This window comes from Streptomyces sp. NPDC048479 (assembly GCF_040651435.1).
GTDB lineage: Bacteria > Actinomycetota > Actinomycetes > Streptomycetales > Streptomycetaceae > Streptomyces.
In genome coordinates this window covers 1-25,361 of the sequence record NZ_JBEZKA010000017.1, presented here as the reverse complement: position 1 = coordinate 25,361, position 25,361 = coordinate 1, and the positions used below count along the sequence as shown (strand labels likewise).

Below are 25,361 nucleotides of genomic sequence, written 5' to 3'. Positions count from 1 at the left end.
GCTACGACTCCTTGTGGGAGAGGGCACGCACGGTGCGGGAGGGGCTTGGACGGCCCAGCTGTTCGGCCATCCACGCGCTGGTGGCGGTGAGCCGGCCGAGGTCGACCCCGGATTCGATGCCGAGGCCGTCGAGCATCCATACAAGGTCTTCGGTGGCGAGGTTTCCGGTCGCGCTCTTCGCGTACGGGCAGCCGCCGAGGCCGCCCGCGGAGGCGTCCACGGTGGTCACACCGTGCTGGAGCGCGGCGAAGGTGTTGGAGAGGGCCTGCCCGTAGGTGTCGTGGAAGTGCACGCCGATCGCCGAGGTGGGCACGCCCTCCTCGTTGAGCTCGGCGAGCAGGCTCTGCACATGGCCGGGCGTCGCCACGCCGATGGTGTCGCCGAGACTCAGTTCGTCGCAGCCGAGGTCCATCAGCTGCTTGGCGACCCGGACGACCTGGTGGACCGGGACCGGGCCCTCCCACGGGTCGCCGAAGCACATGGAGAGATAGCCGCGGACATGGATCTTGTCGGCGCGGGCCTTGGCGACGACCGGCTCGAACATCGCGAGCGACTCGCCGACGGTGCGGTTGAGATTGCGCTGTGCGAAGGTCTCGGTCGCCGATCCGAACACCGCGATCCGGCGCGCACCGAGGGCCGTTGCCCGCTCGAGCCCGCGTTCGTTCGGTACGAGGACGGGCAGCTCGACGCCTTCGATGTCGCCGAGCAGCGGGAACAGCTGCTCGGCGTCGGCGAGTTGGGGCACCCACTTGGGGTGGACGAAGCTGGTCGCCTCGATCGTCGTCAGACCGGCGTCGGCGAGCCGGTGGATGAACTCGGCCTTGACCTCGGTCGGAACGACCGTTTTCTCGTTCTGCAGCCCGTCGCGGGCGCCGACCTCGTGGATACGGACGCGGGGCGGCAGATCCTGCACGGGAACGGCCATGGGCAGCCCGTCGGTCATGCTTCCTCCCTCGGGGTGACGACCGCCAGGATCTGGTCCATGGCGACGGTCGAGCCGGGTGTGACGTCCAGCTCGGTGACGGTGCCGGCGTGCGGGGCGGAGATGACGTGCTCCATCTTCATCGCCTCGACGACCAGCAGACTCTGGCCCGCGTCGACCTCGTCCCCGACGGCGACCTTCACCACGGTGACGGTGCCCGGCATCGGTGCGGCCAGGGTGTCGGCGCCGGCGTGCGCGGCGCCGCTCAGGGAGGCCTCGACCGGGTCGTGGTCCAGGACGTGCCAGCTGTCGCCGTCCTGGCCGAACCAGGTCCCCTCCGGGGAGAGGGCGTGGGTGAAGGTGTGGGTGACGCCGTCGAGTTCGATCGTCACCCGGCTGGGCTCGAGCGCGACAAGGCGGATGCGGGCCCCCCGGCCGGGCGGCTCCGCACCGGCCGCCGCCGCGGCCTCACCGAGCGCGATCTCCATGGTTCCGGCCACCGTGCGCGTGCGCACATGCACCGGGTCGCGGCCGGGGATACGGAAGTCATGGACCGTCCAGGCGGGGGTGCCGCCCAGGCGCCAGGCGTTCGACACCGAGAAGGGATCCACCCAGCCCGCACCCCGCCGCGGACTCAGCCCGGCCAGTCGTACCGCCGCGGCCGCCGCGTACACCTCGTCCGGGACACCTTCCGGGACCAGGTCGTCCGCCTCGCGCTCCACCAGGCCCGTGTCCAGGTCGCCGGAGACCACCGACTCGTGGGCCAGCAGACGGCGCAGGAAGCCCGCGTTCGTCGGGACGCCGAGGGTGACCGTGTCCGCGAGAGCCGCGCGCAGTCTGCGCAGGGCGGTCGGGCGGTCGTGGCCGTACGCGATGACCTTCGACAGCATCGGGTCGTACAGGCTGCCGACCTCCGTGCCCTCGGCCAGGCCCGAGTCGGTGCGCACCCCGTCGCCCTGCGGCTCGTGCAGCGCGAGGACCGTGCCGCCCGAGGGCAGGAAGCCGCGTGCGGGGTCCTCGGCGCAGACACGGGCCTCGACCGCATGGCCCGTGAGGCTGATGTCCTCCTGCGCGAAGGGCAGTTGCTCGCCCGCCGCGACCCGCAGCTGCCACTCGACCAGGTCCAGACCGGTGATGAGCTCCGTCACCGGGTGCTCGACCTGGAGGCGGGTGTTCATCTCCATGAAGTAGTACGCGGACGGGTCATGGCCAGGGACGATGAACTCCACCGTGCCCGCGCCCCGGTAGCCGCACGAGCGGGCCGCCTGGACCGCGGCCTCGCCCATCGCGGCGCGGGTCTTCTCGTCCAGCAGGACGCTCGGCGCCTCCTCGATGATCTTCTGGTGGCGGCGCTGCAACGAGCACTCGCGCTCGCCGAGGTGGACCACATGGCCGTGGCCGTCCGCCAGGACCTGGATCTCGATATGCCGGGGCCGGTCGATCCAGCGCTCCACAAGGAGGGTGTCGTCGCCGAAGGAGGCACGGGCCTCACGGCGGGCCGCCGCGATCTCCTCGAGCAGCGCCGATTCGAGCCGGGTGAGCCGCATGCCCTTGCCGCCGCCGCCCGCCGAGGGCTTCAGCAGCACCGGCATTCCGATCTCCCGGGCGGCAGCCGCCAGTTGATCGTCCGTCAGTCCCGAACCGGACGAGCCCGGCACCACCGGGACGCCCGCCGCCTGCACCGTCTCCTTCGCACGGATCTTGTCGCCCATCAGCGAGATCGCCGAGGCGGGCGGGCCGATGAAGACCAGGCCGGCGTCGGCGCAGGCCTGCGCGAAGCCCGCGTTCTCGGCGAGGAAGCCGTAGCCCGGGTGGACCGCCTCGGCGCCGGTCCGGGCCGCGGCCTCCAGCAGGCGCTCCACACAGAGATAGCTCTCGGCCGCGGGCGCCGGGCCGATACGGACCGCCGTGTCCGCCTCCCGTACATGCCGTGCGTCCGCGTCCGCGTCGCTGAAGACGGCGACCGATCGGATGCCCATCGCGCGCAGGGTGCGGATGACCCGTACCGCGATCTCGCCTCGGTTGGCGACCAGGACAGTGCTGAACATGGAGGTCCTCACATCCGGAAGACGCCGAAGCCGGGCTCACCCAGCGGGGCGTTGGCACACGCGGTCAGGGCCAGACCCAGCACCTGCCGGGTCTCCAGCGGGTCGATCACGCCGTCGTCCCACAGCCGTGCCGTGGCGTAGTAGGCGTTGCCCTGCTGCTCGTACTGCGCGCGGATCGGCTCCTTGAAGGCCTCCTCCTCGGCGGGGGGCCACACCTCGCCGCGCCCTTCGAGCTGGTCGCGCTTGACCGTCGCCAGCACCGAAGCGGCCTGCTCGCCGCCCATCACCGAGATCTTGGCGTTCGGCCACATCCACAGAAAGCGCGGCGAATAAGCCCGGCCGCACATCGAGTAGTTCCCCGCGCCGTACGAGCCGCCGACGACGACCGTCAGCTTCGGCACCCGGGTGCAGGCCACGGCCGTGACCATCTTCGCGCCGTGCTTGGCGATACCGCCCGCCTCGTAGTCCCGGCCGACCATGAAGCCCGAGATGTTCTGCAGGAAGAGCAGCGGGATACCGCGCTGGTCGCACAGCTCGATGAAGTGCGCGCCCTTCTGGGCGGATTCGGAGAACAGGATGCCGTTGTTGGCGACGATGCCGACCGGATGGCCGTGGATCCGGGCGAAGCCGGTGATCAGCGTCGTGCCGAACTCCGACTTGAACTCCGCGAACCGGGAGCCGTCCACGACCCGGGCGATCACTTCGCGTACGTCATAGGGGGTGCGGGAGTCGACCGGCACCGCGCCGTACAGCCCGGCGGGGTCCACCTTCGGCTCCTCGGCCGGCTCGACCGACCAGGGGAGCGGGCCGCGCTCGGGGAGCGTCGCCACGATGTTCCGTACGATCCGCAGCGCGTGCGCGTCGTCCTCCGCGAGATGGTCGGTGACGCCGGAGATCCGGGAGTGGACCTCGCCGCCGCCCAACTCCTCCGCCGTGACGACCTCGCCGGTCGCGGCCTTCACCAGCGGCGGGCCGCCGAGGAAGATCGTGCCCTGGCCCCGCACGATGACCGCTTCGTCACTCATCGCCGGGACGTACGCCCCGCCGGCCGTGCAGGAGCCGAGGACCGCCGCGATCTGCGGGATGCCGGCGCCGGACATGCGCGCCTGGTTGTAGAAGATCCGCCCGAAGTGCTCGCGGTCGGGGAAGACCTCGTCCTGCATGGGCAGGAAGGCGCCGCCCGAGTCCACCAGATAGACACAGGGCAGACGGTTCTCCAGAGCCACTTCCTGGGCGCGGAGGTGCTTCTTCACCGTCATCGGGTAGTACGTGCCGCCCTTGACCGTGGCGTCATTGGCGACGACGACCACCTCGCGGCCGCTGACCCGCCCGATCCCGGCGATCACTCCGGCGGCCGGGGCCTGGCCGTCGTACATCCCCTCCGCCGCGAGCGGGGCGAGCTCCAGGAAGGGCGAGCCCGGGTCGAGGAGCGTGTCCACGCGGTCGCGCGGCAGCAGCTTCCCGCGCGCCGTGTGCCGGGCGCGGGCCTTCTCGCCGCCGCCGAGGCGGGCCGCCGCCAGTCGGCCGCGCAGGCCGTCGGCGAGCTCCTGGTGCGCCGCCTCGTTGGCCTGCCAGGCCGTCGAGGCGGGATCTGCCGCGCTCGCCAGCACGGGTGCCTGCTGCATCGTCTTGAGCCCCCTTGCCCGTACGACTCCGTTGTCGCTTCCGTACGAGGATCAGTTAATGAGCGTTAACGCGTTTCCTCCAGGTTAACGAGCGCTAACAGGCTTGTCTAGAATCAATGCCATGACCACCAGGACGGATGCGCCGAAGCGCCGCGAGCAGATCCTCAAGGAGGCCGCCCGCCTCTTCGCCGAGCGCGGCTTCCACGGCGTCGGCGTCGATGAGATAGGGGCGGCTGTCGGCATCAGCGGACCCGGGCTGTACCGCCACTTCGCGGGCAAGGACGCCATGCTCGCCGAACTGCTGGTGGGCATCAGCGAACGGTTGCTGAGCGGCGGCCGGCTACGGGTGGAGGAGGCCGATGCCGACCCCGAGGTGCTGCTCGCCTCCCTCATCGACGGGCACATCGACTTCGCTCTCGACGACCGGCCGCTGATCACCCTTCACGACCGTGAGCTGGACCGGCTGCGCGACAGCGACCGCAAGCTGGTGCGGCAGCTGCAGCGGCAGTACGTCGAGTTGTGGGTCGCCGCGGTACGGGAACTGCATCCGGAAGTCCCCGAGGCGGAGGCACGGGCGGCGGTCCACGCGGTGTTCGGCCTGCTCAACTCGACGCCGCACCTCGGCTCGTACGGCAGCGGCCTGCCCGGCCGGGCGGCGACGGAGACACTGCTGCGGCGCCTGGCGCACGGGGCGTTCGCGTCGTTGACGGGCTGAAGGCCCGCGCCGCGCGGCCGCCGCAGGTCATCGGCCGGGTACGTCCAGCGTTCGGGATGCCCGGCACGCTGCGTGTACCTGACGGCACAATGGGGCTCATGCCGATACCCAGCCGCGCCGCCCTTGTCGACCACCTCGTCCGCTCACGTATCGCCGGAGACGTCGCCACCCCCCGCGACAACAACCTCTCCCACTACCGCAAGCTCGCCAACGGCGACCGGCACTACTGGCTCGGCCTTGAGCTCGGCGACCGCTGGACCGACGAGCAGGACGTGCTGGCCGTGATGGCCGAGCGGTGCGGCGTCAGCGACGATCCCGGGCACCGGCAGGGCCAGGACACCATCGACCCGGAGCTCACCGTCGACGCCCTGGAGCGGATGGCGGCCCGGCTGCGCAAGGCCGCCGCCGGGCAGCAGCGGGTGCTCTTCGCGACCGGTCACCCGGGTGGGCTGCTGGATGTGCACCGACAGACGGCCGACGCGCTGCGGGCCGCCGGCTGCGAGATCGTACGGATTCCGGGCGGGCTGACGGCCGACGAGGGCATGGTCTTCCAGTTCGCGGACGTCGCGATGCTGGAGCGCGGCGCGACCCTGTGGCACACGCATTCACCGGCGCCCATGGCCGCGATCCTCGACGGGCTCGAGCGGGAGGGCCGCGAGCTGCCCGATCTGGTGGTGGCCGACCACGGCTGGGCCGGGTGCGCGGGGCAGCGCGGTCTCGACTCCGTCGGATTCGCGGACTGCAACGACCCGGCGCTGTTCATCGGCGAGGCGGAGGGCACCCTCCAGGTGACCGTCCCGCTCGACGACCATGTCACCGATCCGCGCTTCTACGACCCGATGACCGCCTATCTGCTGGACGCGGCCGGCCTCTCCTGACCGAGTCCCGGTGTCGGATCCAGATACACACGCCGGATCGCGGGGAAGCGCTCCCGCAGCTGCTCCTCCGCCTCCTCGCACGCCCACTCGATCTGCCGGGCGCTCGAGGCGTCCCGGAAGTCGACCTTCGCGGCGATCAGGACCTCGGCCGGGCCCTGGACGAGCGTGGTCAGCTCCAGTACGTCCACGATGTGCGGAACGGTGAGGATCTCCTCCCGTACGGCTTCGCGCATCGGCTCGGGGACCGGGCGGCCGATCAGCAGCCGGGCGTGGCCGCGTCCCAGCACCCAGGCCACGTGGACCAGCAGCACGCCGATCAGGACCGACGCGACACCGTCCCAGACGCCGGAGCCCGTCAGCTGCCCGCCGAGCAGTCCGCCGGCCGCGAGCAGCAGACCGGCGAGTGCCGCGGTGTCCTCCAGGACGACCGCCTTGACCGCGGTGTCGGGGGTCAGCCGCAGATGGCGGCCGACCGGCGCCGCCGGCCGGGCGGCCTCGGCGCGGACCTGCCGGACGCCAGTACACAGCGCGTAGCCCTCCAGCAGGAAGGCGACGCCGAGCACGAGGTACGAGACGAGCGGATCGCCCGGTTCCGCGCTGTGGGTGAGCGTGAGGATGCCGTCGTAGACGGAGAAGACCGCACCGCCGACGAACGTCGCGACGGAGGCGAGCAGCGCCCAGACGTAGCGCTCGGGGCCGTAGCCGAGCGGATGGTCCTCGTCGGCCGGCTTCGCACTCCGCTTGAGGGCGGTGAGCTGCAGCAGCTCGGTGACCGCGTCGGCCACCGAGTGCGCGGCCTCGGAGAGCATGGCGCTGGAACCGCTGATCGTGCCGGCGACGGCCTTCGCCACGGCGATGCCGAGATTCGCCACCGCCGCGACGATCACCGTGAAGGTGCTCTCCCCTGTGCCCGCAGGCTCATCGCTCGTGCCCGCAGGCTGTTCGCCGGTGCTCGCAGGCTGTTCGCTCATGTACCGGACCGTATGTCCGATCAGTGGGGTACGCGAACGACGCCTTCCTGGATGACGGAGATGGCAAGCCGCCCGTCCTGGGTGTAGATCCGCGCCTGGCCGAGACCCCGGCCGCCGGACGCCGACGGTGACTCCTGGTCGTACAGCAGCCACTCGTCGGCTCTGAAGGGCCGGTGGAACCACATCGCGTGGTCCAGCGAGGCGCCGACCACGTCGCCGACCGCCCAGCCGCCGCGGCCGTGCGCCAGGAGCACCGAATCGAGCAGCGTCATGTCGGAGACATAGGTGGCGAGGCAGACATGCAGCAGTGGGTCGTCCGCGAGCTTGCCGTTCGCCCGGAACCACACCTGCGAGCGCGGCTCGCGCGGTTCGCCCACGCTGCCGTACGGCGGAGCGTCGACATAGCGCAGATCGACCGCGGCCCGTGCCTCGAGCAGCCGCTCCACTGTGCCGGGGTCGACGAAGTCGCCCGCGTACCGCGGCAGGATCTCGGCCGCCGTCGGCAGGGTCTCCGGTTCGGGCGCGGACGGCATTGCCGCCTGGTGCTCGAGTCCCTCCTCGTACGTCTGGAAGGACGCCGAGAGGTGGAAGATCGGCTGTCCGTGCTGGACGGCGACGACCCGGCGCGTGGTGAAGGAGCGGCCGTCGCGGATGCGGTCGACCGTGTAGACGATCGGCGCGCCGGGGTCGCCCATGCGCAGGAAGTACGCGTGCAGGGAGTGGGCCGTGCGGTCCTCGGGGACGGTGCGGCCCGCGGCGACGAGCGCCTGGGCCGCGACCTGTCCGCCGAAGACGCGCGGTACGAGGGCGGAGCGGGACCGGCCCCGGAAGATGTCCTGCTCGATCTGCTCCAGGTCGAGCAGATCGAGCAGGTCGTCAAGTGCTGAGCTCATGGGAGGAAGGTAACTGTCCTTACAGGCCCATGGACTTGGCGATGATCGACTTCATGACCTCGCTGGTGCCGCCGTAGATGCGGTTGACGCGGTTGTCGGCGTAGAGACGAGCGATCGGGTACTCGTTCATGTAGCCGTAGCCGCCGTGCAGCTGCAGGCACTTGTCGATGACGCGGTGCGCGACCTCGGTGCAGAACAGCTTCGCGGACGCGGCCTCGGCGGGCGTGAGTTCGCCCGTGTCCAGAGCCTCCAGCGCGCGGTCGGCCACGGCCTCGGCGGCGTCCACCTCGGCCTGGCAGGCGGCCAGCTCGAACTTGGTGTTCTGGAAGTGCGCGACCGGCTTGCCGAAGACCGTCCGGTCCTGCACGTACTGCTGGGCGAACCGGACGGCGGCCTTGGCCTGCGCGTACGCGCCGAACGCGATGCCCCAGCGCTCGGAGGGAAGGTTCGCGCCGAGGTAGTAGAAGCCCTTGTTCTCCTCGCCGAGCAGGTCCTCGGCCGGGACCTTGACGTCGACGAAGGCCAGCTCGGCGGTGTCGGAGGTCTTCAGGCCGAGCTTGTCCAGCTTGCGGCCGACGGAGTAGCCCTCGGACTTGGTGTCCACCGCGAACAGGGAGATGCCGAAGCGGCGGTCGTCCTCGCGCGGGGCCGAGGTGCGGGCGCACACGATCACGCGGTCGGCGTGCACACCACCGGTGATGAAGGTCTTGGCGCCGTTGAGGACGTAGTGCGTGCCGTCCTCCGAGAGCTTGGCGGTGGTCTTCATGCCCGCGACGTCGGAACCGGTGCCCGGCTCGGTCATCGCCAGCGCCCACATCTCCTCGCCGGTGACGAACTTCTCCAGGTAGCGCTTCTTCTGCTCGTCGGTGGCCAGCATCTGGATGTACGGCAGGGCGAGCAGCACATGCACGCCGGAGCCGCCGAAGTTGACGCCCGCGCGGGCCGTCTCCTCGTACATCACGGCCTCGTACTTGTGCGACTCGATGCCGGCGCCGCCGAACTCCTCGTCGACCCGGATGCCGAAGACGCCCAGCTCGCCGAGCTTGTAGTAGAAGTCGCGGGGCGCCTGACCGGCGGCGAACCACTCGTCGTAGACGGGCACGACCTCGGCCTCGATGAAGGCGCGGATGGTCTCGCGGAACGCCTCGTGGTCCTCGTTGAAAACGGTACGGCGCACGGGACGCCCTCCTTTTTGCCGCTAAACCGCGGCCGCTCTCGCGGACGTGGTTGCTCGCCATTGGGGTTGCTCAATTGATGGTGCTGTACTAAGCGCTTGCTCAGGCTGAAGTTACCCGTCGGTCACCGGGGCTGTCCAGAGTGAGGCTCGGTCGTACGCGTCACAGTTGCCGGCTCGGTGCCGGCTCAGAGGGAGCGCAGGGCGAACCAGAGCTCCATCCGTACGTCGGCGTCGTCGAGGTCCTCGTCCAGCAGCGTCGCGCAGCGGGCGATGCGCTGGCGGACGGTGTTGCGGTGGACCTCCAGCGCCGCGGCCGTACGGTCCCAACTGCCGTGCAGGGAGAGCCAGCTGCGCAGGGTCTCGACCAGGGCGGGGGAGTCGACGAGCGGGGCAAGACGCATCCGGGCGTGGGCGGCCGCCTCGTCGGGCGAGAGCAGTGCGGCCAGCGAGGTGCCGCGGTGCCTGACCACATCGGTGCGGGTGGCAGCGGCGCGGTGGACGGCCCTGGCCGCCTGGGTGTCGGCGGCGCCGAGCTCCTCGGGGCGGACGGGGGCGCTCACGCCGAGGACCCAGCCGGGCTGCGGGGTCACCTCGCGGTCGGCCGGGAGCAGGATCCGTACGGTGCCGTCCTCGGCCGGGTCGACGAGCGCACTGCCGAGCCCGGCGCCGAGCGCGGACGCGGCGAAGGGCGTGCCGCGCTCACCGCGCGCGTGCACGACGATCCACCGCTCGGCCCCCAGCAACGGCGCGGCCTCGGCGGGCCGCGCGCCGAGCAGCAGCCGTACGAGAGCGGCACTGCGGCCGGTGCTGTCGGCGCCCTGGTGGGGCGCGGTCAGCAGCGAGAGCAGCACGACGGCGACACCGGCGACGGTGTGGTCACCGGGCTCACGGTGGGGAGTGGCGAGGCCGAGGACGAGCCCTTGGCTGCCGCCGAGGGCGTAGGCGGCGAGATGGGTCCCGCCGACGGCGTCACTGGCGGACGCGGGCGCGGGCCGGCTGGTTTCCCCGGCGGGCGGCCCGCCGTCCGCCGGGCCTCGCCGCGAAGCGGGCGCGGCGGGCGCGGTGGGGTCGGTGGGGTCGGTGGGCGCCCCCTCGGTTCGGGCAGGGGCGGAGCGGGGGACTTCCTCCGTGTCCGCCGACGACGGGTTCACCTGGGGGCTCACCACCTGCGCCAGCCGCTTCAGCGCCGCCCGCGCCTCCGGGCCCGGGGCGCCCCCCGCGGCCGACAGTTCCGCGCCCGAGGCGTCGAGCAGCACCGCCCGGCCGCCCAGGCGGGCCGCCAGCTGGTGGAGGACCGCCGGGACCGGGTCCGGGCGGGCCGCCGCCGTGGCGAGGCCCTGCTGGGCCTGGGTCACCCGGCGCAGCTCCCGGTGGCGGGCCTCGGCCATCAGCCGCCACACCGCGCGGGCCACCGCCGTGAACGGCGTCTTCGGTGGGACCTCCAGCAGCGGCAGTCCGTGCCGGTCGCACGCCTCGATCAGCGCGTCCGGCACCGTGTCGTACACCGGCGCGACGCCGAAGCCGAGTGCTGCCGCGCCCGCCTGCACAATGCGCGACACATACCTGTCGGGGTCCTTCAGCAGCACCCCGGCGCTCATCAGCAGCTCGCCGCCGAGCAGATACGGATAGGGGTCCTCCATCTCCGAGGTGTGCACCCAGTGCAGCACCGTGCCCGCCTCCATCGGCCCGGCGATCTGGCGCAGGCCGAGATCCTCGCGGGCGAGCAGCGCGGCGAGAGGGATACCTGGGGTCGGTGGGGCTGCTGCAGATTCCGGCATGGACGGTCCATCCATCAGCGGTGTTGAGAATGGATAAAACGTACACTTCAGCGTTGCTTTCCAGCCACCTAGCGTCGTTTCGCACAAGACCTGAGGACCCCGGGGGACGAGACGGAAGGAAAGCCGATGGCTGTCGACTACGCAGTAATCGTTGTCTATCTGGCCGGCATGCTCGGCGTGGGCTGGTGGGGCATGCGCCGCGCCAAGTCCAAGAGCGAGTTCCTGGTCGCGGGCCGCCGACTCGGCCCCTCGATGTACTCCGGCACCATGGCGGCCATCGTCCTCGGCGGCGCCTCCACCATCGGCGGCGTCGGCCTCGGCTACAAGTTCGGCCTCTCCGGCGCGTGGATGGTCTTCACCATCGGCCTCGGCCTCCTGGCCCTCTCGGTGTTCTTCTCCGCGCGCATCGCCCGGCTGAAGGTCTACACCGTCTCCGAGATGCTCGACCTGCGCTACGGCGGCAAGGCCGGCCTCATCTCCGGCGTGGTGATGTGGGCGTACACGCTGATGCTCGCGGTCACCTCCACGATCGCGTACGCCACCATCTTCGACGTCCTCTTCGACCTCAACCGCACCGCCTCGATCATCCTCGGCGGCGCGATCGTCGTCGCGTACTCGACGCTCGGCGGCATGTGGTCGATCACCCTCACCGACATGGTGCAGTTCGTCGTGAAGACGGTCGGTGTGCTCCTGCTCCTGCTGCCCATCGCGGTCGTCAAGGCCGGCGGCTTCAGCGAGATGAAGGCGAAGCTCCCCACCGAGTACTTCGACCCGCTGGGCATCGGCGGCGAGACGATCTTCACCTACGTCCTGATCTACACCTTCGGCATGCTGATCGGCCAGGACATCTGGCAGCGGGTGTTCACGGCGCGCAGTGACAAGGTCGCGCGGTACGGCGGCACGGTCGCCGGTACGTACTGCCTCGTCTACGCCCTGGCCGGCGCCGTCATCGGCACCGCCGCCAAGGTCCTCTACCCGAAGCTGCCCAACGCCGACGACGCCTTCGCGACCATCGTCAAGGACGAACTGCCCATGGGCGTACGCGGACTGGTGCTGGCCGCGGCCCTCGCCGCCGTCATGTCGACGTCCTCCGGAGCGCTCATCGCCTGCGCCACCGTCGCCAACAACGACATCTGGTCGCGAGTGCGGGGCCTGACGTCCCGGAACGGCGACGACCACGACGAGGTGAAGGGCAACCGCGTCTTCATCCTGATCATGGGCATCGCGGTCATCTGTATCGCCATCGCGCTCAACAACGTCATCGAGGCGCTGACGGTCGCGTACAACCTGCTCGTCGGCGGTCTGCTGGTGCCGATCCTGGGCGGCCTGCTGTGGAAGCGCGGCACCGTGTACGGCGCGCTGGCCTCGGTCACCGTCGGCGGCCTCTCGGTCATCGGCCTGATGGCCACGTACGGAATCCTCGCCAACCAGCCCGTCTACTACGGCCTGCTGCTGTCGCTGGCGGCGTACGTGATCGTCTCCCTGGCGACCAGGCCGACGGACGCGGCAACGCTGGCGAACTGGCGCGAACGCCTGGCGGGCCGCGGCGCCGAGGAAGAGGCCCCGGCCGAGCCCGTGACCGTCGCCAGCTAAAGTCGTAAACCGCAACGAAGCGTAGGAAAGTAGGAAATCTCATGAGCAGCAACGAGCAGCCGCGCGGCCCGATCGACTCGTCCCGTATTCCGCGGTACGCCGGACCCGCGACGTTCGCCCGGCTGCCCCGGCTCGACGAGGTCGGCCGCGCCGATGTCGCCGTGGTCGGCGTTCCCTTCGACTCCGGGGTCTCCTACCGTCCCGGAGCACGCTTCGGCGGCAACGCCATCCGCGAGGCGTCGAGGCTCCTGCGCCCGTACAACCCGGCGCAGGACGCCTCGCCCTTCGCACTCGCGCAGGTCGCGGACGCGGGTGACATCGCCGCGAACCCGTTCAACATCAACGAGGCCGTCGAGACGATCGAGGCGGCGGCCGACGACCTGCTGGGCACCGGCGCGCGGATGATGACGCTCGGCGGCGACCACACCATCGCGCTGCCGCTGCTGCGCTCGGTGGCCAAGAAGCACGGCCCGGTCGCGCTGCTGCACTTCGACGCGCACCTGGACACCTGGGACACGTACTTCGGCGCCGAGTACACGCACGGCACGCCGTTCCGCCGGGCCGTCGAGGAGGGCATCCTCGACACCGAGGCGCTCTCGCACGTCGGCACGCGCGGTCCGCTGTACGGCAAGCAGGACCTGGACGACGACGCCAAGATGGGCTTCGGCATCGTGACGTCGGCCGATGTCTACCGGCGGGGCGCCGACGAGGTCGCCGACCAGCTGCGCCAGCGCATCGGCGACCGGCCGCTGTACATCTCCATCGACATCGACTGCCTCGACCCGGCGCACGCGCCCGGCACCGGCACGCCCGAGGCCGGCGGCATGACCTCCCGCGAACTGCTGGAGATTCTGCGCGGTCTGGCCTCCTGCAACCTTGTCTCGGCCGACGTCGTCGAGGTTGCGCCCGCGTATGATCACGCCGAGATCACCTCGGTCGCCGCGTCCCACACGGCGTACGAGCTGACCACGATCATGTCCCGCCAGATTGCCGAGGGGCGCGCCAAGTGACGCACGATCACGACCTGGTACTGCGCCCCACCGAGGCTCAGACCGCGGCCGCGCTGAACCCGCCGCCCGGCCGCAACGGCGGCGACCTCGTTGTCGAATCCCTGCAGGGCCTGGGCGCGACCACGATCTTCGGCCTGCCGGGCCAGCACGCGCTCGGCATGTTCGACGCGCTGCGCCGCTCGCAGCTGGAGTACGTCGGGCTGCGCGTCGAGAACAACGCGGGCTTCGCCGCCGACGCGTACGGCCGGGTCACCGGCGAGGTGGCCCCGCTGCTGCTTTCGACCGGCCCCGGCGCGCTGATGTCCCTGGCCGCGCTCCAGGAGGCGGCCGCGGCCTCGGCGCCGGTGCTCGCCATCGGCAGCCAGGTCCCGACGCCCGGTCTCGGCGGTGGCCGCCACGGCTATCTGCACGAACTGCGCGACCAGCAGGCGTCGTTCCGCGACATCGTGAAGTCCGTGCACACCGTCCGTACGGCCTCGCAGATACCGTCCGCGATCGCCGCGGCCTGGCAGTCGGCGCTGACGGCGCCGCACGGCCCGGTCTGGGTCGAAATCCCGCAGGACGTGCTGCTGGCCGAGACGACCCTGCCGGTCGTCACGGCCATGGACGCCACGCCGCAGGAGGTCGTGCCGCGCCCCGAACTGACGGCTGTGGCTGCGCACTTGCTGTCCACCGCATCCCGTCCGGCGATCATCGCGGGCGGCGGAGTCGTCCGCTCCGACGCGTGCGGCAAGCTGCTCGCCCTCGCGGAGAAGATCGACGCGCCGGTCGTCACCACCTTCGGCGGCAAGGGCGCCTTCCCCTGGGAGCACCCGCTCTCGCTCCAGTCCTGGCTGGAGGACCGCCACACCACGGACTTCCTCGAATCCGCGGACGTCCTGCTCGTGGTCGGCTCCGGCCTTGGCGAACTGTCCTCGAACTACCACACGTTCGCGCCCCGCGGCCGGGTCATCCAGATCGAGGCGGACGCCGGCAAGCTGGAGTCCAACCACGCGGGCCTCGGCATCCACGCGGACGCGCGCCTCGCGCTGTCGGCGCTGCTGGAGACGGTGGAGGAGCGCGAGGATCCGGCCGCGGCCGAGTCCGTACGCACGGTCCTGACCCAGGTCCGGGCCCGCATTGCGGCCCAGGACCTCACCCTGGAACAGCAGATGCTGGCTTCCGTCCGCGAGGCCCTGCCGGACACGTCCCCGAGCTTCTGGGACATGACGATCCTGGCCTACTGGGCCTGGTCGGCCTTCGACGCCCGCCACCCGAACACCATGCACTCGGCCCAGGGCGCGGGCGGCCTCGGCTACGGCTTCCCGGCGGCGCTGGGCGCGGCGGCGGCGGACCGTACTCGTCCGGTCCTCGCGGTCTCCGGCGACGGCGGCGCGATGTACTCGATCGCGGAGCTGGCGACGGCTCGCCAGTACGACCTCCCGGTCACCTGGCTGATCGTGGACGACGGCGGCTACGGCATCCTGCGCGAGTACATGGAGGACGCGTTCGGCGAGGCGACGGCGACGGAGCTGTCCCGCCCGGACTTCGTGGCACTGGCGGAGTCCTTCGGGGTCCCGGCGGTCCGTACGACTCCGGAGTCGCTGAGCGAGGACCTGGCCAAGTCCTTCGCCGAGCCCGGCCCTTCGGTGGTCGTACTCCCGGCGGTCCTCCGCATGTTCGCCCCGACGCACCTCTGAGCTCCCTGCCCGGCCCTCCTGACTCCTGCGCCCTGCTGCTTCTACCCCCCGTGGAGCGGCGGGGCGCAGGTCATTCGGCTGCCGCCGGAGCTGATCGGACAGGGCGGATCCGCCGTTGTTCTCGTCGTCCGCGCGGACGGTCCGGGATCAGCCGACAGCAGCCGGTTCCATGGGCTGTGCGCGGCTTCCCGGGCGCCGTTCGAAAGAGATCAGCTGTGCGACGACGCTCGCGTAGAACCGGTCCACGGACTCGTCGACGCTGCGGATGAATCCGGATTCGGCGCTGCCGCGAGTGGCACCCATGCCCTTGAACAACGACAGCCGGAAACCGGTCATTTGTGTGCCGCCCTTGGGCAGCATGTCGGCCGGTTCGGGCCGTAGCCGCTCCAGGGTGCCGCGTGGACCGTTGCCGCCCTCGACAAGAGTCTCGACATGGAGGTCCGCAGGCGCCTCGGCCAGCAGCCGGATCAGACGCTTGGCCGAGGTGAGGGGGTAACTCCCGTCCGGGGCCTGGATTTCGATGGATGTGCGAAGTCTGGCGGTCCGCAGATCGGCCGTGATCGCGAGAATGCCTGGCGTACCGTCGATGCGCAGCTCGGCGGTCAGACGGCCTTCGTCGCACAGCCGGTCGGCGAGCACGGTGCGCCGCGAGTGCGGATCGGTGCCGCGCTTGGCGCGCTGTACCGGCAAGGCCTTCTGGCCGAGTTCGCCGCCGAGGCGCAGGCAGACCTGGCGGATGAGCCGTTCCCAGCTCTCGACGACCTCCACGGCACGTTGGTCGCCCTGACAGAGAGTTTCCGAATCGATGCCGTTTCGTACGGGCACCCAGGCCGGTCCCATGTTCTGGAAGCCGTGGCAGCCGGAATTTTCGTGCTGAAGGTAGTGCAGCAACTCCTGCAGGAGCCACGCATGGGCGGCATTGCCGACGCCCTCATGGCGGATCAACATCTGTGCTTGGTGGGCCACTTCGGCCCAGGACAGATGCCAGAGGGCGACCTTGTGCTTGCGCCGCCCATCGGTTCTGACATCCACCAGCGGACTTCCCTCCAGGGCAACGTCGTTGGAGAGTGTGATGACGGCCTCGTATCCGCGGCGGGCGGCAATGTCCATGTAGTTCTGAACCTGATCCGGCTTGAGCGGGTTCCCATTGGTCTTCGTCTCGACCAGAGCGGTCCACAACTTGCCCGCTCGCTCTACGCGGATCACACCGTCCGGGCGCTTGGGGGTATCTCCGTGCGGCAGCGTGACCTCCGTGAAGGTCTGCATACGGCCCGCCGGTGCCCCGAAAGCAGCGGTGAGCCGACGCCCCAACTCCGGCACTTCGGCCATCACTGACAGCAGAACGGAAGTGGCCCGTAGCTCGCGCTCCTTGTCGCTTTTGAGCGACGGCGCGGGGAGGAGCCTGGCAGGCCTCCACGAGTCGTTCTCGGCGAGGGACTTCTTGGCCACCTTGGGCAGTGTGACCTTCTTCTTGGCGGTGCGGGGGCCGGGGACGCGCTTTGTCGTCGGCTCAACTCCGGTCGACTGCACTTTGCTTGCTACCTCAGTGGGGAACGCCGCCGGTGGCCGAGGCTCATCGGACTTCGGTACCTGCTCCACCGCAGGTACCTCCACGGCGTCGTCGTCGCTCTCGTCGTCGATATCGATGCCGAAGTCTGTGGCCAGACCAGCCAGGCCCGTCTCGTAGCCCTGGCCGATTGCACGGAACTTCCACTCTTCGCCCCGCCGGTACAGCTCACTGAAGATGAATGCGCTCTCGACGCCGGCGTCGGTGATGGAGAATCCGAGCAGAGCCTCGCCACTACGATCGGCGAGGGTCACCCGAAGGTCGTCCAGTTCACCGAAACAGGAGCCGCCGTACCGACTGGCTGCCACAACGATGCGTTCAACATCCTGGGGCACTGCGGTCAGATCGAGGCTGATGCGGTCTTCGCTGCCACTGTCGGTCGGTGTCTTGCCCAACAACTGCACGCTGCCGTCGGCTGCGGCGGGGTTGTTGTAGAAGAAGAAGTCGGAGTCGCCGCGCACCTTGCCGTCGCCGTCCAGCAGCAGCACGGACACATCCGCGTCCCCATCCCCCGCCGCGCTGCTCCAGCGCAGACTCACGATCACCGAACCGGTCTCATCGCCCAGGGCTGCCAGGCCGACATTGGAACCCTTGGCCATTTCGCGCATGCCGTTCCCCCTGACGTGCAGCCGCCTCCGGGCAGGCCCGGGCAGCCGCAACATGTCGATCTGTGACGTAGCTTGCACTCGGTGCGACGAAAAGAACCGTAGCGCTCGCAACCGGTGTGGGAGGAGATGATGTGAAGAATGGGGCCACCAAGGGACGGGCATCCGAATTTGCGGACTCCTCGTCTGCTGCTGTGCGTCGAGCCCTGGGGGCAACTTGGCCAGGATCACCCGAGCTTGAGTTCTGCCCAGACCGACTTGCCGATGCCGTGGCGACGAGGGCAGCAGCCCCAGCGTTCCGCGAGAGCGGCGACGAGGGTGAGGCCCCGGCCGCCTTCATCATCGGAGGGGGCTGAACGAGGTTCGGGGCGACGGTTGTTGGCATCCGCGACCTCCACTCGGAGCATCCCGTCGTAGCGCGCGAGCCGCACCCCGATCTCGCGGCCTGCGGGGGTGCGCGCGTGCTGGATGACGTTGGTTGCCAGCTCCGAGAGTAAGAGTTCGGCGATCTGGACGACCTCGCCCTCGACATTCCAAGCGGCGAGCTGTTCCCGCAGCAGCACTCGTGCACGCCCTGCGCTTCGAGGGCTGCTCGGGAATTGCCACCAGGCTTCGAGGGAGTCGGTGGCGACGGGCGCCTCAGTCTCATGGCGATTCGGCACGGGAACCTCCGTGTGGTCGCGAAGTGGAGAAACAGACATCTCTAGAGATGTCTTGAGTGAAGCGTGACGAGGTGATCCCAGTCACGCCTTCTCTAGAGATGTTCGCGATTGGCTGTGTGTGTTCATGGGGCGGCGGCTCGTAGGTGAGGGAAGGTGCCTAGGATGTCTAGAGATGATCAGGAGGACTGTCCATGGGTAGCCAGGGCGCCGGCCAACAGCCCAAGTACCAGCGCATCGCTGCCGAGCTGAAGGCTGCGATCGAGGCGGGCGAGTACGGTCCTGGGGATCGGCTGCCCGGAGAGAACGACCTGATGGCCACGTACGAGGTCGCACGTATGACCGCCAGACAGGCTCTCGGTGTTCTCCAGTCGGAAGGACTGGCCGAAGCTCGCAAAGGTGCGGGCGTCTTTGTGCGGGAGTTCAGACCGATCCGTCGCCATGGCGTGCAGCGACTCTCTCCCCGGCTGTGGGGTGAGGGCCAGTCTGTCTGGGCGGCCGACACCGAGGGTCGGGACCTTGTGGTCGATCTGATTTCGGTGACGGAGGAGGAAGCGCCCGAGGGGATCGCGCGCGTCCTCGATATTGGTGCCGGGGCATCGACATGTGTGCGCCGCCGAAGGTTCGTGCTCGACGGGAGGCCGGTGTTGCTGGCCACCTCCTATCTCGACGCCGAACTTGTGGCGGGAACGGCGATCACGGAGCCGGACACGGGCCCCGGCGGCATCTATGCCCGGCTCGACGAGATCGGCCGCAAGCCGGTGCGGTTCCGCGAGGAAGTCCGCTCACGCATGCCCAGTGCGGACGAAGCCGAGCGGCTCGGTCTGGCATCGGGCACCCCGGTCGTCCTCATCTGCCGCACGGCCTTTGCGGAGGGAGGGCGAGCGGTCGAGGTGAACGACATGGTCCTGGACGCGTCCGCCTACATCCTGGAGTACGACTTCGAGGCGTGAGGTACTCCGCCTCGCTGGTCCAACCTCCATGCGTGTGCAGATCACGCCCACGTGACTTCGCGCCCGTCGGCGCAACCGGCGTCGACTGCGGCTGATCCTGACGACGCCGTCAAGCCGGAGCCACGAACCCCGACTCGTACGCGGCGATCACCGCCTGCGTTCTGTCCCGCGCCCCCAGTTTGGACAGCACCGCGCTGACATGAGTTTTGACCGTCTCGGTGCCGACCACGAGCTGACCCGCGATCTCCGAGTTCGACAGTCCCCGCGCCATCAGCCTCAGTACCGCCGCCTCCCGTTCGGTCAGCGCCGCACGCTCCATCGCAGCGCGGGCGGCCCGGCTGCCGTACTCCGCTGCCAGCGAGCGCACCGCCGCGGGAAGAGGAGTGACTCGCCCTCCGCGACCAGTCGCACCGCGTGCACGATCTCCGCGGGGCGCGCCCGCTTGAGCAGAAAGCCGTCGGCGCCCGCGCGCAGCGCCTCGTACACGTACTCGTCGTTCTCGAAGGTCGTGATGACCAGGATCTTGGGCGGATCGTCGACGGTACGCAGTACGGCGCGGGTGGCCTCGATGCCGTCAAGGAGCGGCATACGGACGTCCATCGCCACCACATCGGGCCGCAGTTGCCGCACGAGGGGGATCACCGCGGCGCCGTCTGCCGCCTCGCCGACCACCTCGATGTCCGGCTGGGCCTCGAGCACGGCTCGCAGCCCCGCCCGTACGAGAGGTTCGTCGTCGACAAGCAGCACAGTGATCGGCACCCGGTCAGCGTAGGCCGTCCAGCGGAAGCCCCACGTGCACCCTCCATTCGCCGCCGTACGGGCCGGTGTCGGCCTTCCCGCCGAGCAGCGCCGCCCGCTCCCGGATGCCGCGCAGCCCGCTGCCGCTGCCGCGGGCGGTCGAAGTGGCCGGTCCCGAAAGGGGGTTGGTCACCTCCAGCTCAAGCCGGCCGTCGGTGACGGCGATCCGTACGCGCGTCGTCACCGGACCCGCGTGCCGCAGCACATTGGTCAGCGCCTCCTGCACGATGCGGTAGCCCTCCCGGGAAACAGGACCCGGCACATGCTCCACCGGGCCCGTCACCGTGGCGTCGACCGTGGCGCCGGAGGAACGCGCCGACTCCAGCAACCGGTCCGCGTCGGTGAGCGTCGGACGCCTGCTCACGGGCTGTCCGGACTCCCGCAGCACGAGCAGTACGCGCTCCAGGGCAGGGGCCGACTGCTCGCCGACACCGGTATGCAGGACTTCATCGACGCGCGTACCACACCGCGGGTGCGGCTGCGCACCAGCGAGAGCGAGCGGCTGCGCACGGCCCTGAGGGGCAAGGGATTCACGCCCGTCGAGGGCGCGGACGGCCGCTGGACGGTGGCAGGTGCCCGAGTGGAGGACATCGGCCCGCTCGCCGCACATCAAGGCATCCCGATCCTTGAACTCGCCAATGAGGAGGCCACTTTGGAAGAGGCCTATCTCGCGCTCACCGCGGACGAGACCCAATTCGCCGCACCCCGTCCGGCCGTGGCCCAGGAGGTATGACCGTGTCCATCACGCCCGTGGTCCACTCCGAGTGGCTCAAGATCCGCTCCGTACGCTCCCTCGGCGCAACGCTCGGGTCCGTCTTCCTCGCCACCGTCGCCTTCTCTCTGCTGATGTGCGCGACGCTCGGCACCGAGGAGACCGGCAAGACCGACTTCGACCCGCTCCGCTCCTCGTTCTTCGGCCTCAACTTCGGCCAGGTCGCGGCCATCTGCTTCGGAGCGCTCGCCGTCTCGGGGGAGTACAAGAACGGTGCCGTCCGTATCTCGCTGGCGGCCGTCCCGCGCAGAGGTGCCTTCTACGCGGCCAAGCTCGCCGTCATCGGCGGTCTGGCGCTCCTGGTGGGACTGGCGACGAGTCTGACCTGCTTCCTGGCCGGCCAGGCGTTCCTCGGTGACCGGGGCGTGAGCCTCGTGGCCCCGGGCGCCCTGCGCGTCGTTGTCGGCTGCGGGATCTATCTGGCGCTGGTCACCCTGTTCTCGGCCGGACTCGCGGCAGTGCTGCGCAGCAGGCCCGCGGTCATGGGCATCCTCATCCCGTTCCTGCTCATGTTGTCGTTCGTGCTCGGGGACATCTCGGAGGACGGCGGCATCGTCGAGTTCCTGCCCGACCGGGCGGGCCGGCAGGTGCTGCTGCAGGAGTCCACCGGCACGCTCGGCCCGTGGAGCGGGCTCGGCGTCCTCGGGCTCTGGGTCGCCGCGGCCCTGTGGGCCGGCTGGCAGTCGCTCCACCGCCGGGACGCCTGAAGGACATCGGCCCGCGGCATTGAGGCCCGCCGTGACTGAGCGCCTGGGAATGGGAACCGCTGTTCCCTGCTGGGTATCTTCACGGGCGTCGGCGGCCCGGCGTGCAGAGGTCTGGGGCCGGTCCATCAGGGGGATGCGGAATGTCTGTTTTGGGCGGAATGTTCGGCTTTGTGTTCGGGGTGTTCGGGCTGCTGTTTGCGGCCTTCGGGATCGGGATGCTCATCTGGATGGTGCGGAGGGCCTCGGAGTACAAGCGGACTTTGCGGGAGGGACTGGTCGCGGAGGCTCGCTGTCTGGAGACGTTCGTGGTGCACCGTTCCTCGGACGGGCATGGGCACAGCCAGCGCCGTCAGATCCTCGGGTTCCGGACGTCCGACGGACGGGATGTGCGGGCCCAGGTCGCCTCGGAGCAGCTCTATGTGGTGGGGGACATCGTGCCCGTGCGGTATCTGCCGCAGCGCCCCGAGCGGGCGGTGCCGGCCGCTGCGCCGCCCGTCCTCGGGGTCATGTCGTGTCTGACCGCCGGGGTGCTGGTGGTCTTCACATGCCTGGGGCTCTTCTTCGCCGCGATGGGCTTCGGTCTGGCCGTGTTCATCGACTCGTCGGTCGATGACGGCGGGACCAGTCCGGAGCAGAGCTGGACTGCCGAACCCTAGGTTCTGCCCCGCGGCGTGCTTGGGCCAGGCCGCTCGCCGGGCACCGAAGTGGCTGTGGCCGTGCTCAGAACGCGGATGTGAGACGTAGCGATCACGGAAGAGCGGCCGCAACCCGCCAGTTTGGCGGGCACCGGGCGGGTCGCGCTCCGGGTGCCGAAGTTGCCGTCAGCCTTCCTTTCACCGGCGAATCCCGCTCAGTCACACCTGCGACCAAGGGCCACGAAACGGGGCGGGGTCCGGGACGCTCTGTGGGACGTACACTCCACCCATGGGTTGCACATATGCGGTGACGGAGGGCCTGCGACAGGCACCTCGCGCGCTGTGCACCACCGGCCCCGGGGCCCGCTGCCGTGCTTTGCACGGCCACGGCTGACCGGCTCGACGGACCCTCTCCCCCCTTCCGCCCCGCCCGTGGAGCTCTCTCCGCGCAGCCGGGGCCTCTTTCCGGTTTCCGGAACACCGCTCCACTGCTCTGTCTGTTGAGCACCACCCCCGCGACTCCTCGGCGTGCCGTCGGCATCGCCATCGGCGACGGCCGGACCACCGGCCCCGTCGCACCCTCGAGAGGACCCCTGTGAAGTTGAGCGAGTTGCTGGCCGGGCACGACCATGAGGTTCTCCTGGGCGATCCGGAGACGAGGATCACCGCGGGAACGTGCTTCGATGCCCACCGCGTCTCGCCGGGTTCGCTGTTCATCGCGGTGCCCGGTCACTGCGAGGGCGGCCCCGAGCTGGTCGGCCCCGCTCTCGCACGCGGGGCGGTCGCGGTGCTCGTCGACGACGCGGCGCCCGATCTGCCGGCGGCGGTGTGGGCGTCGGCCGCCGGTGTGTGTGTCGTACGGGTGCCGGACACGCGGAAGGCGGCTGCGGTGGTCACCTCCCGCTACTACGGCGAGCCGGGGCGGGAGATGGACATGGTGGCCGTCACCGGCACCAACGGGAAGACGTCGGTGTCGTACATGGTCGAGTCCGTGCTGCGGATCGCCGAGGGCGCACGGGTGGGGGTCATCGGGACGGCCGGCAGCCGGATCGGCGACGAGCTGATCCCGATGCCGAGATCGGTGCTGACCACACCGGAGTCGCCGGACTTCCAGTACCTGCTGGGGTGCATGCGCGACCGCGGGGTGGGCACCGTGGTCCTGGAGGCCACGTCGATGGGCCTGTTGACCCACCGGGTGGACCGCGCGTTCCTCGACGTGGGGATCTTCACCAACCTCACGCAGGACCACCTGGACGACCACGGCACCATGGAGAACTACCGGGACGCCAAACTCCGCCTGTTCCAGGGGCTGTGCCGGCGCGCGGTGGTCAACGCGGACGACCCTGTGGGAGACGGAATCCGGGCGATGATGCCCGGTGCGGTCACCACGTACGCCCTCGACACCGAGGCCGACTACCGGGCGACCGACCTCAGCATGGACGCCCTCGGTACGCGCTTCACCCTCCACCACGACGGACGCAAGTACCCCGCGGCGATCCCCGTCCCCGGGCGGTTCTCGGTGGCCAACGCGCTGGCCGCCGTGGCGGCCTGCCATCTCCTGGGGCACGATCTGACAGGACTGGTCGCCGCACTCGACCGGATGCCCCCGGTCCCGGGGCGGTTCGAACGCTTCGAGACTCCCCGCGGCACGTCCGTGATCGTGGACTACGCGCACTCTCCCGACTCCCTGGACAAGGTGCTCACCGCCATCCGGGACTTTGCCACCGGCCGGGTCATCACCGTCTTCGGCTGCGGCGGCGACCGGGACGACACCAAGCGCGCGCGGATGGGGGAGATCGCCGGGACTCTCTCCGACCTGTGCGTCCTCACCTCGGACAACCCGCGGAACGAAGACCCCGAGACGATCCTGGACCAGATCACGCCGGGTCTCACGGCGACCGGCACCCGGTTCGAGCGGGTCGCCGACCGCCGCCGGGCGATCGCCTTCGCGCTGTCCGCCGCGGAGCGGGACGACATTGTCCTGGTCGCGGGGAAGGGCAGCGAGCCGTACCAGATCGTCGGCGAACAGCTGCTCCCCTTCAGCGACATGGCGACGGTGCGCGAACTCGCCGCTGCGCAGGGGTAGTACGCGGGGCAACGCCGGTCACGGCGCCCGGTGGCTCGCTGCGCCACCGGCCGGCCTGTGAGACGTATTACGTCGTACAACTTTTCAGACGCTCGTGAGTCATGTGTGGCGGGTGCGCCGGAGAGCGCGCGCCCGCCACAGCACAAGGGGACGGGAAGCCTCCATGACTCACCACCGAATATCCCGCCGCGCGCGGGCCGCTGCGGCGGTCCTGGCCGCGGGAACGCTCGTGCCGCTGGCCGCGGCCACGACGCCCGCGGCCGCCGCCACGCCGACGGTCGCCTGTACCTCCAAGAAGGCCGGCCTCGCCGACAAGCTCAGCCAGGACATCACCGCTGCGCTCAAGGGCCGGAAGTCGACGACCGCCGTACTCGTCAACGACCGGGTCAGCAAGACCAGCTGCGTACTGCGTCCGGACCAGAAGTTCGACTCGGCCAGCGTCGTGAAGGCGACCGTGCTCGCGGCACTGCTCCAGGACGTGCAGATACAGAAGCGCGGATTCACCCAGCGCGAGTTCACGCTGGCCAACGACATGATCACCAAGTCGGACAACGCAGCCACCAGCGCCTTGTGGAAGCAGCTGGGCCTGACGAAGATCAAGAGGTTTCTGACGGCGGCCGGTATGACGCAGACCGTTCCCGGCGCCGACGGCTACTGGGGGCTCACTCAGATCACCGCCCGTGACGAGCAGAAGCTGCTGGCCACGCTGACCGTGCCGAACACCGTGCTCACCGACGCCTCGCGGTCGTACGAGCTCAAGCTGATGCGCAATGTGATCGCCTCGCAGCGCTGGGGCACGCCCGCCGGAGCCCCGTCCACGGTCACCGTCCAGCTCAAGAACGGCTGGCTGTCGCGGGCCACCCACGGCTGGCGCGTACACAGCATCGGCGCCTTCACCGGCAATGGCCACGACTACACGATCACCGTCCTGACGCAGGACAACGCGACCATGAACGACGGCGTGAACACCATCCAGGCCGTCGCCCGCGCGATTCACCTGGACCTCAACCCGACCGCGAACGCGCGCACGGCCGTCACGCCGCCCGCCGTGCCGCGCGAGGCGTTCCCGGCCGTGCCCGAGAGGGGCCCCGCGTCCTAGTTGTATTGATCACGAGCGTTGTTGACACGCACGGGTCTTGATCATGGCGAAGGCCTCCGTGTGTGGTGGAGGTGTCGAATTCTTCACCGCACGGAGGCCTTCGTGTCCCACCGTAATGCCCGGCTGACCGTCTTCGGGAGGCAGCTGCTGGTTGAACGTGTCCGTTCCGGACGGCCGGTCGCTCACGTGGC

The 25,361-nt window shown here is 70.1% G+C and carries 21 protein-coding genes and 2 pseudogenes; 12 read left to right on the top strand and 11 right to left on the bottom strand.

The window, feature by feature from the left end; all coding sequences use genetic code 11:
- Position 1: 1 nt before the first annotated feature.
- The 3 genes from AB0D12_RS24970 to AB0D12_RS24960 are packed head-to-tail and all read right to left on the bottom strand — an operon-like array spanning position 2 to position 4,595.
- The gene (locus AB0D12_RS24970; RefSeq protein ID WP_362686920.1) at positions 2 to 943 is read right to left on the bottom strand and encodes a hydroxymethylglutaryl-CoA lyase; all 942 of its coding nucleotides are present in this window, start codon (positions 941 to 943) and stop codon (positions 2 to 4) included.
- The gene (locus AB0D12_RS24965; protein ID WP_362686917.1) at positions 940 to 2,970 is read right to left on the bottom strand and encodes an acetyl-CoA carboxylase biotin carboxylase subunit; all 2,031 of its coding nucleotides are present in this window, start codon (positions 2,968 to 2,970) and stop codon (positions 940 to 942) included. Before AB0D12_RS24965 ends, AB0D12_RS24970 begins: the two co-directional genes overlap by 4 nt.
- 8 nt (positions 2,971 to 2,978) lie before the next feature.
- The gene (locus AB0D12_RS24960) at positions 2,979 to 4,595 is read right to left on the bottom strand and encodes a carboxyl transferase domain-containing protein (RefSeq protein WP_362686914.1); all 1,617 of its coding nucleotides are present in this window, start codon (positions 4,593 to 4,595) and stop codon (positions 2,979 to 2,981) included.
- Between the two features lie 121 nt (positions 4,596 to 4,716).
- On the opposite strand from AB0D12_RS24960, the gene AB0D12_RS24955 reads away from it, so the two are divergent.
- Entirely contained in the window at positions 4,717 to 5,310 is a 594-nt protein-coding gene (locus tag AB0D12_RS24955; protein ID WP_362686911.1) for a TetR/AcrR family transcriptional regulator, read from the top strand.
- A 98-nt stretch (positions 5,311 to 5,408) separates the two neighbouring features.
- On the top strand, positions 5,409 to 6,188 hold the full coding sequence (locus AB0D12_RS24950; protein WP_362686908.1) for a phosphatase: 780 nt from the start codon (positions 5,409 to 5,411) through the stop codon (positions 6,186 to 6,188).
- Here AB0D12_RS24950 and AB0D12_RS24945 read toward each other — a convergent pair.
- The 4 genes from AB0D12_RS24945 to AB0D12_RS24930 all read right to left on the bottom strand — a co-directional run bounded on the left by AB0D12_RS24945 (position 6,158) and on the right by AB0D12_RS24930 (position 11,007).
- On the bottom strand, positions 6,158 to 7,159 hold the full coding sequence (locus AB0D12_RS24945) for a cation diffusion facilitator family transporter (RefSeq protein WP_362686905.1): 1,002 nt from the start codon (positions 7,157 to 7,159) through the stop codon (positions 6,158 to 6,160). The genes AB0D12_RS24950 and AB0D12_RS24945 overlap by 31 nt on opposite strands.
- Positions 7,160 to 7,179: 20 nt before the next feature.
- Positions 7,180 to 8,052: an acyl-CoA thioesterase II gene (gene tesB / locus AB0D12_RS24940; RefSeq protein ID WP_327323719.1), complete on the bottom strand. Its 873-nt coding sequence runs from the start codon at positions 8,050 to 8,052 to the stop codon at positions 7,180 to 7,182.
- Positions 8,053 to 8,071: 19 nt separating this feature from the next.
- Positions 8,072 to 9,229 carry an acyl-CoA dehydrogenase family protein gene (locus tag AB0D12_RS24935; protein WP_362686902.1) on the bottom strand — a complete coding sequence of 386 codons (1,158 nt, stop codon included), beginning with the start codon at positions 9,227 to 9,229 and terminating at the stop codon, positions 8,072 to 8,074.
- Between the two features lie 185 nt (positions 9,230 to 9,414).
- Positions 9,415 to 11,007, bottom strand: coding sequence for a PucR family transcriptional regulator ligand-binding domain-containing protein (locus tag AB0D12_RS24930; RefSeq protein WP_362686899.1), 1,593 nt, complete (start codon positions 11,005 to 11,007; stop codon positions 9,415 to 9,417).
- 126 nt (positions 11,008 to 11,133) lie between these two features.
- Between AB0D12_RS24930 and AB0D12_RS24925 the strand changes: the two genes are divergently transcribed.
- Genes AB0D12_RS24925 through AB0D12_RS24915 form a run of 3 tightly spaced genes read left to right on the top strand, consistent with a single transcriptional unit; the run spans position 11,134 to position 15,289 of the window.
- The gene (locus tag AB0D12_RS24925; RefSeq protein ID WP_362686896.1) at positions 11,134 to 12,600 is read left to right on the top strand and encodes a sodium:solute symporter; all 1,467 of its coding nucleotides are present in this window, start codon (positions 11,134 to 11,136) and stop codon (positions 12,598 to 12,600) included.
- Positions 12,601 to 12,641: 41 nt separating this feature from the next.
- The gene (gene speB, locus AB0D12_RS24920) at positions 12,642 to 13,610 is read left to right on the top strand and encodes an agmatinase (protein WP_362686893.1); all 969 of its coding nucleotides are present in this window, start codon (positions 12,642 to 12,644) and stop codon (positions 13,608 to 13,610) included.
- Positions 13,607 to 15,289: a thiamine pyrophosphate-binding protein gene (locus AB0D12_RS24915; protein WP_362686890.1), complete on the top strand. Its 1,683-nt coding sequence runs from the start codon at positions 13,607 to 13,609 to the stop codon at positions 15,287 to 15,289. Before speB ends, AB0D12_RS24915 begins: the two co-directional genes overlap by 4 nt.
- A 147-nt stretch (positions 15,290 to 15,436) precedes the next feature.
- Here AB0D12_RS24915 and AB0D12_RS24910 read toward each other — a convergent pair whose 3' ends face one another.
- Entirely contained in the window at positions 15,437 to 17,464 is a 2,028-nt protein-coding gene (locus AB0D12_RS24910) for a TerD family protein (protein WP_362686887.1), read from the bottom strand.
- A 224-nt stretch (positions 17,465 to 17,688) separates the two neighbouring features.
- The gene (locus AB0D12_RS24905) at positions 17,689 to 18,123 is read right to left on the bottom strand and encodes an ATP-binding protein (protein WP_362686884.1); all 435 of its coding nucleotides are present in this window, start codon (positions 18,121 to 18,123) and stop codon (positions 17,689 to 17,691) included.
- A 191-nt stretch (positions 18,124 to 18,314) separates the two neighbouring features.
- On the opposite strand from AB0D12_RS24905, the gene AB0D12_RS24900 reads away from it, so the two are divergent.
- Positions 18,315 to 19,073, top strand: coding sequence for a GntR family transcriptional regulator (locus AB0D12_RS24900; RefSeq protein ID WP_362686881.1), 759 nt, complete (start codon positions 18,315 to 18,317; stop codon positions 19,071 to 19,073).
- Positions 19,074 to 19,182: 109 nt separating this feature from the next.
- Here the strand turns inward: AB0D12_RS24900 and AB0D12_RS24895 are convergent.
- Positions 19,183 to 19,832: pseudogene (locus AB0D12_RS24895) on the bottom strand (response regulator transcription factor).
- A gap of 4 nt (positions 19,833 to 19,836) precedes the next feature.
- A pseudogene (locus AB0D12_RS24890) lies at positions 19,837 to 20,277 on the bottom strand (ATP-binding protein); the annotation flags it as partial.
- 30 nt (positions 20,278 to 20,307) lie between these two features.
- Here AB0D12_RS24890 and AB0D12_RS24885 point away from each other — a divergent pair.
- From AB0D12_RS24885 to AB0D12_RS24860, 6 genes are all read left to right on the top strand, one after another.
- The gene (locus AB0D12_RS24885; protein ID WP_362687368.1) at positions 20,308 to 20,604 is read left to right on the top strand and encodes a hypothetical protein; all 297 of its coding nucleotides are present in this window, start codon (positions 20,308 to 20,310) and stop codon (positions 20,602 to 20,604) included.
- Positions 20,601 to 21,350: an ABC transporter permease subunit gene (locus AB0D12_RS24880; RefSeq protein WP_362686878.1), complete on the top strand. Its 750-nt coding sequence runs from the start codon at positions 20,601 to 20,603 to the stop codon at positions 21,348 to 21,350. Before AB0D12_RS24885 ends, AB0D12_RS24880 begins: the two co-directional genes overlap by 4 nt.
- A 140-nt stretch (positions 21,351 to 21,490) precedes the next feature.
- Complete coding sequence (locus tag AB0D12_RS24875; RefSeq protein ID WP_362686875.1) at positions 21,491 to 22,006, top strand: DUF3592 domain-containing protein; 516 nt, start codon at positions 21,491 to 21,493, stop codon at positions 22,004 to 22,006.
- A 574-nt stretch (positions 22,007 to 22,580) separates the two neighbouring features.
- Complete coding sequence (locus AB0D12_RS24870; protein WP_362686872.1) at positions 22,581 to 24,071, top strand: UDP-N-acetylmuramoyl-L-alanyl-D-glutamate--2,6-diaminopimelate ligase; 1,491 nt, start codon at positions 22,581 to 22,583, stop codon at positions 24,069 to 24,071.
- A gap of 163 nt (positions 24,072 to 24,234) precedes the next feature.
- Positions 24,235 to 25,170 (top strand): serine hydrolase, encoded by a 936-nt coding sequence (locus AB0D12_RS24865; RefSeq protein WP_362686869.1) that lies wholly within the window; start codon positions 24,235 to 24,237, stop codon positions 25,168 to 25,170.
- A gap of 102 nt (positions 25,171 to 25,272) precedes the next feature.
- The coding region (locus AB0D12_RS24860) for a leucine zipper domain-containing protein (RefSeq protein WP_362687339.1) at positions 25,273 to 25,361 on the top strand (89 nt) is incomplete at its 3' end.

Coding starts and splice junctions, on each gene's coding strand:
- AB0D12_RS24970 (WP_362686920.1), bottom strand. CDS start 943: ATGACCGACGGGCTGCCCATGGCCGTTCCCGTGCAGGATCTGCCGCCC.
- AB0D12_RS24965 (WP_362686917.1), bottom strand. CDS start 2,970: ATGTTCAGCACTGTCCTGGTCGCCAACCGAGGCGAGATCGCGGTACGG.
- AB0D12_RS24960 (WP_362686914.1), bottom strand. CDS start 4,595: ATGCAGCAGGCACCCGTGCTGGCGAGCGCGGCAGATCCCGCCTCGACG.
- AB0D12_RS24955 (WP_362686911.1), top strand. CDS start 4,717: ATGACCACCAGGACGGATGCGCCGAAGCGCCGCGAGCAGATCCTCAAG.
- AB0D12_RS24950 (WP_362686908.1), top strand. CDS start 5,409: ATGCCGATACCCAGCCGCGCCGCCCTTGTCGACCACCTCGTCCGCTCA.
- AB0D12_RS24945 (WP_362686905.1), bottom strand. CDS start 7,159: ATGAGCGAACAGCCTGCGAGCACCGGCGAACAGCCTGCGGGCACGAGC.
- tesB (WP_327323719.1), bottom strand. CDS start 8,052: ATGAGCTCAGCACTTGACGACCTGCTCGATCTGCTCGACCTGGAGCAG.
- AB0D12_RS24930 (WP_362686899.1), bottom strand. CDS start 11,007: ATGCCGGAATCTGCAGCAGCCCCACCGACCCCAGGTATCCCTCTCGCC.
- AB0D12_RS24925 (WP_362686896.1), top strand. CDS start 11,134: ATGGCTGTCGACTACGCAGTAATCGTTGTCTATCTGGCCGGCATGCTC.
- speB (WP_362686893.1), top strand. CDS start 12,642: ATGAGCAGCAACGAGCAGCCGCGCGGCCCGATCGACTCGTCCCGTATT.
- AB0D12_RS24910 (WP_362686887.1), bottom strand. CDS start 17,464: ATGCGCGAAATGGCCAAGGGTTCCAATGTCGGCCTGGCAGCCCTGGGC.
- AB0D12_RS24900 (WP_362686881.1), top strand. CDS start 18,315: ATGGGTAGCCAGGGCGCCGGCCAACAGCCCAAGTACCAGCGCATCGCT.
- AB0D12_RS24885 (WP_362687368.1), top strand. CDS start 20,308: ATGCAGGACTTCATCGACGCGCGTACCACACCGCGGGTGCGGCTGCGC.
- AB0D12_RS24880 (WP_362686878.1), top strand. CDS start 20,601: ATGACCGTGTCCATCACGCCCGTGGTCCACTCCGAGTGGCTCAAGATC.
- AB0D12_RS24875 (WP_362686875.1), top strand. CDS start 21,491: ATGTCTGTTTTGGGCGGAATGTTCGGCTTTGTGTTCGGGGTGTTCGGG.
- AB0D12_RS24865 (WP_362686869.1), top strand. CDS start 24,235: ATGACTCACCACCGAATATCCCGCCGCGCGCGGGCCGCTGCGGCGGTC.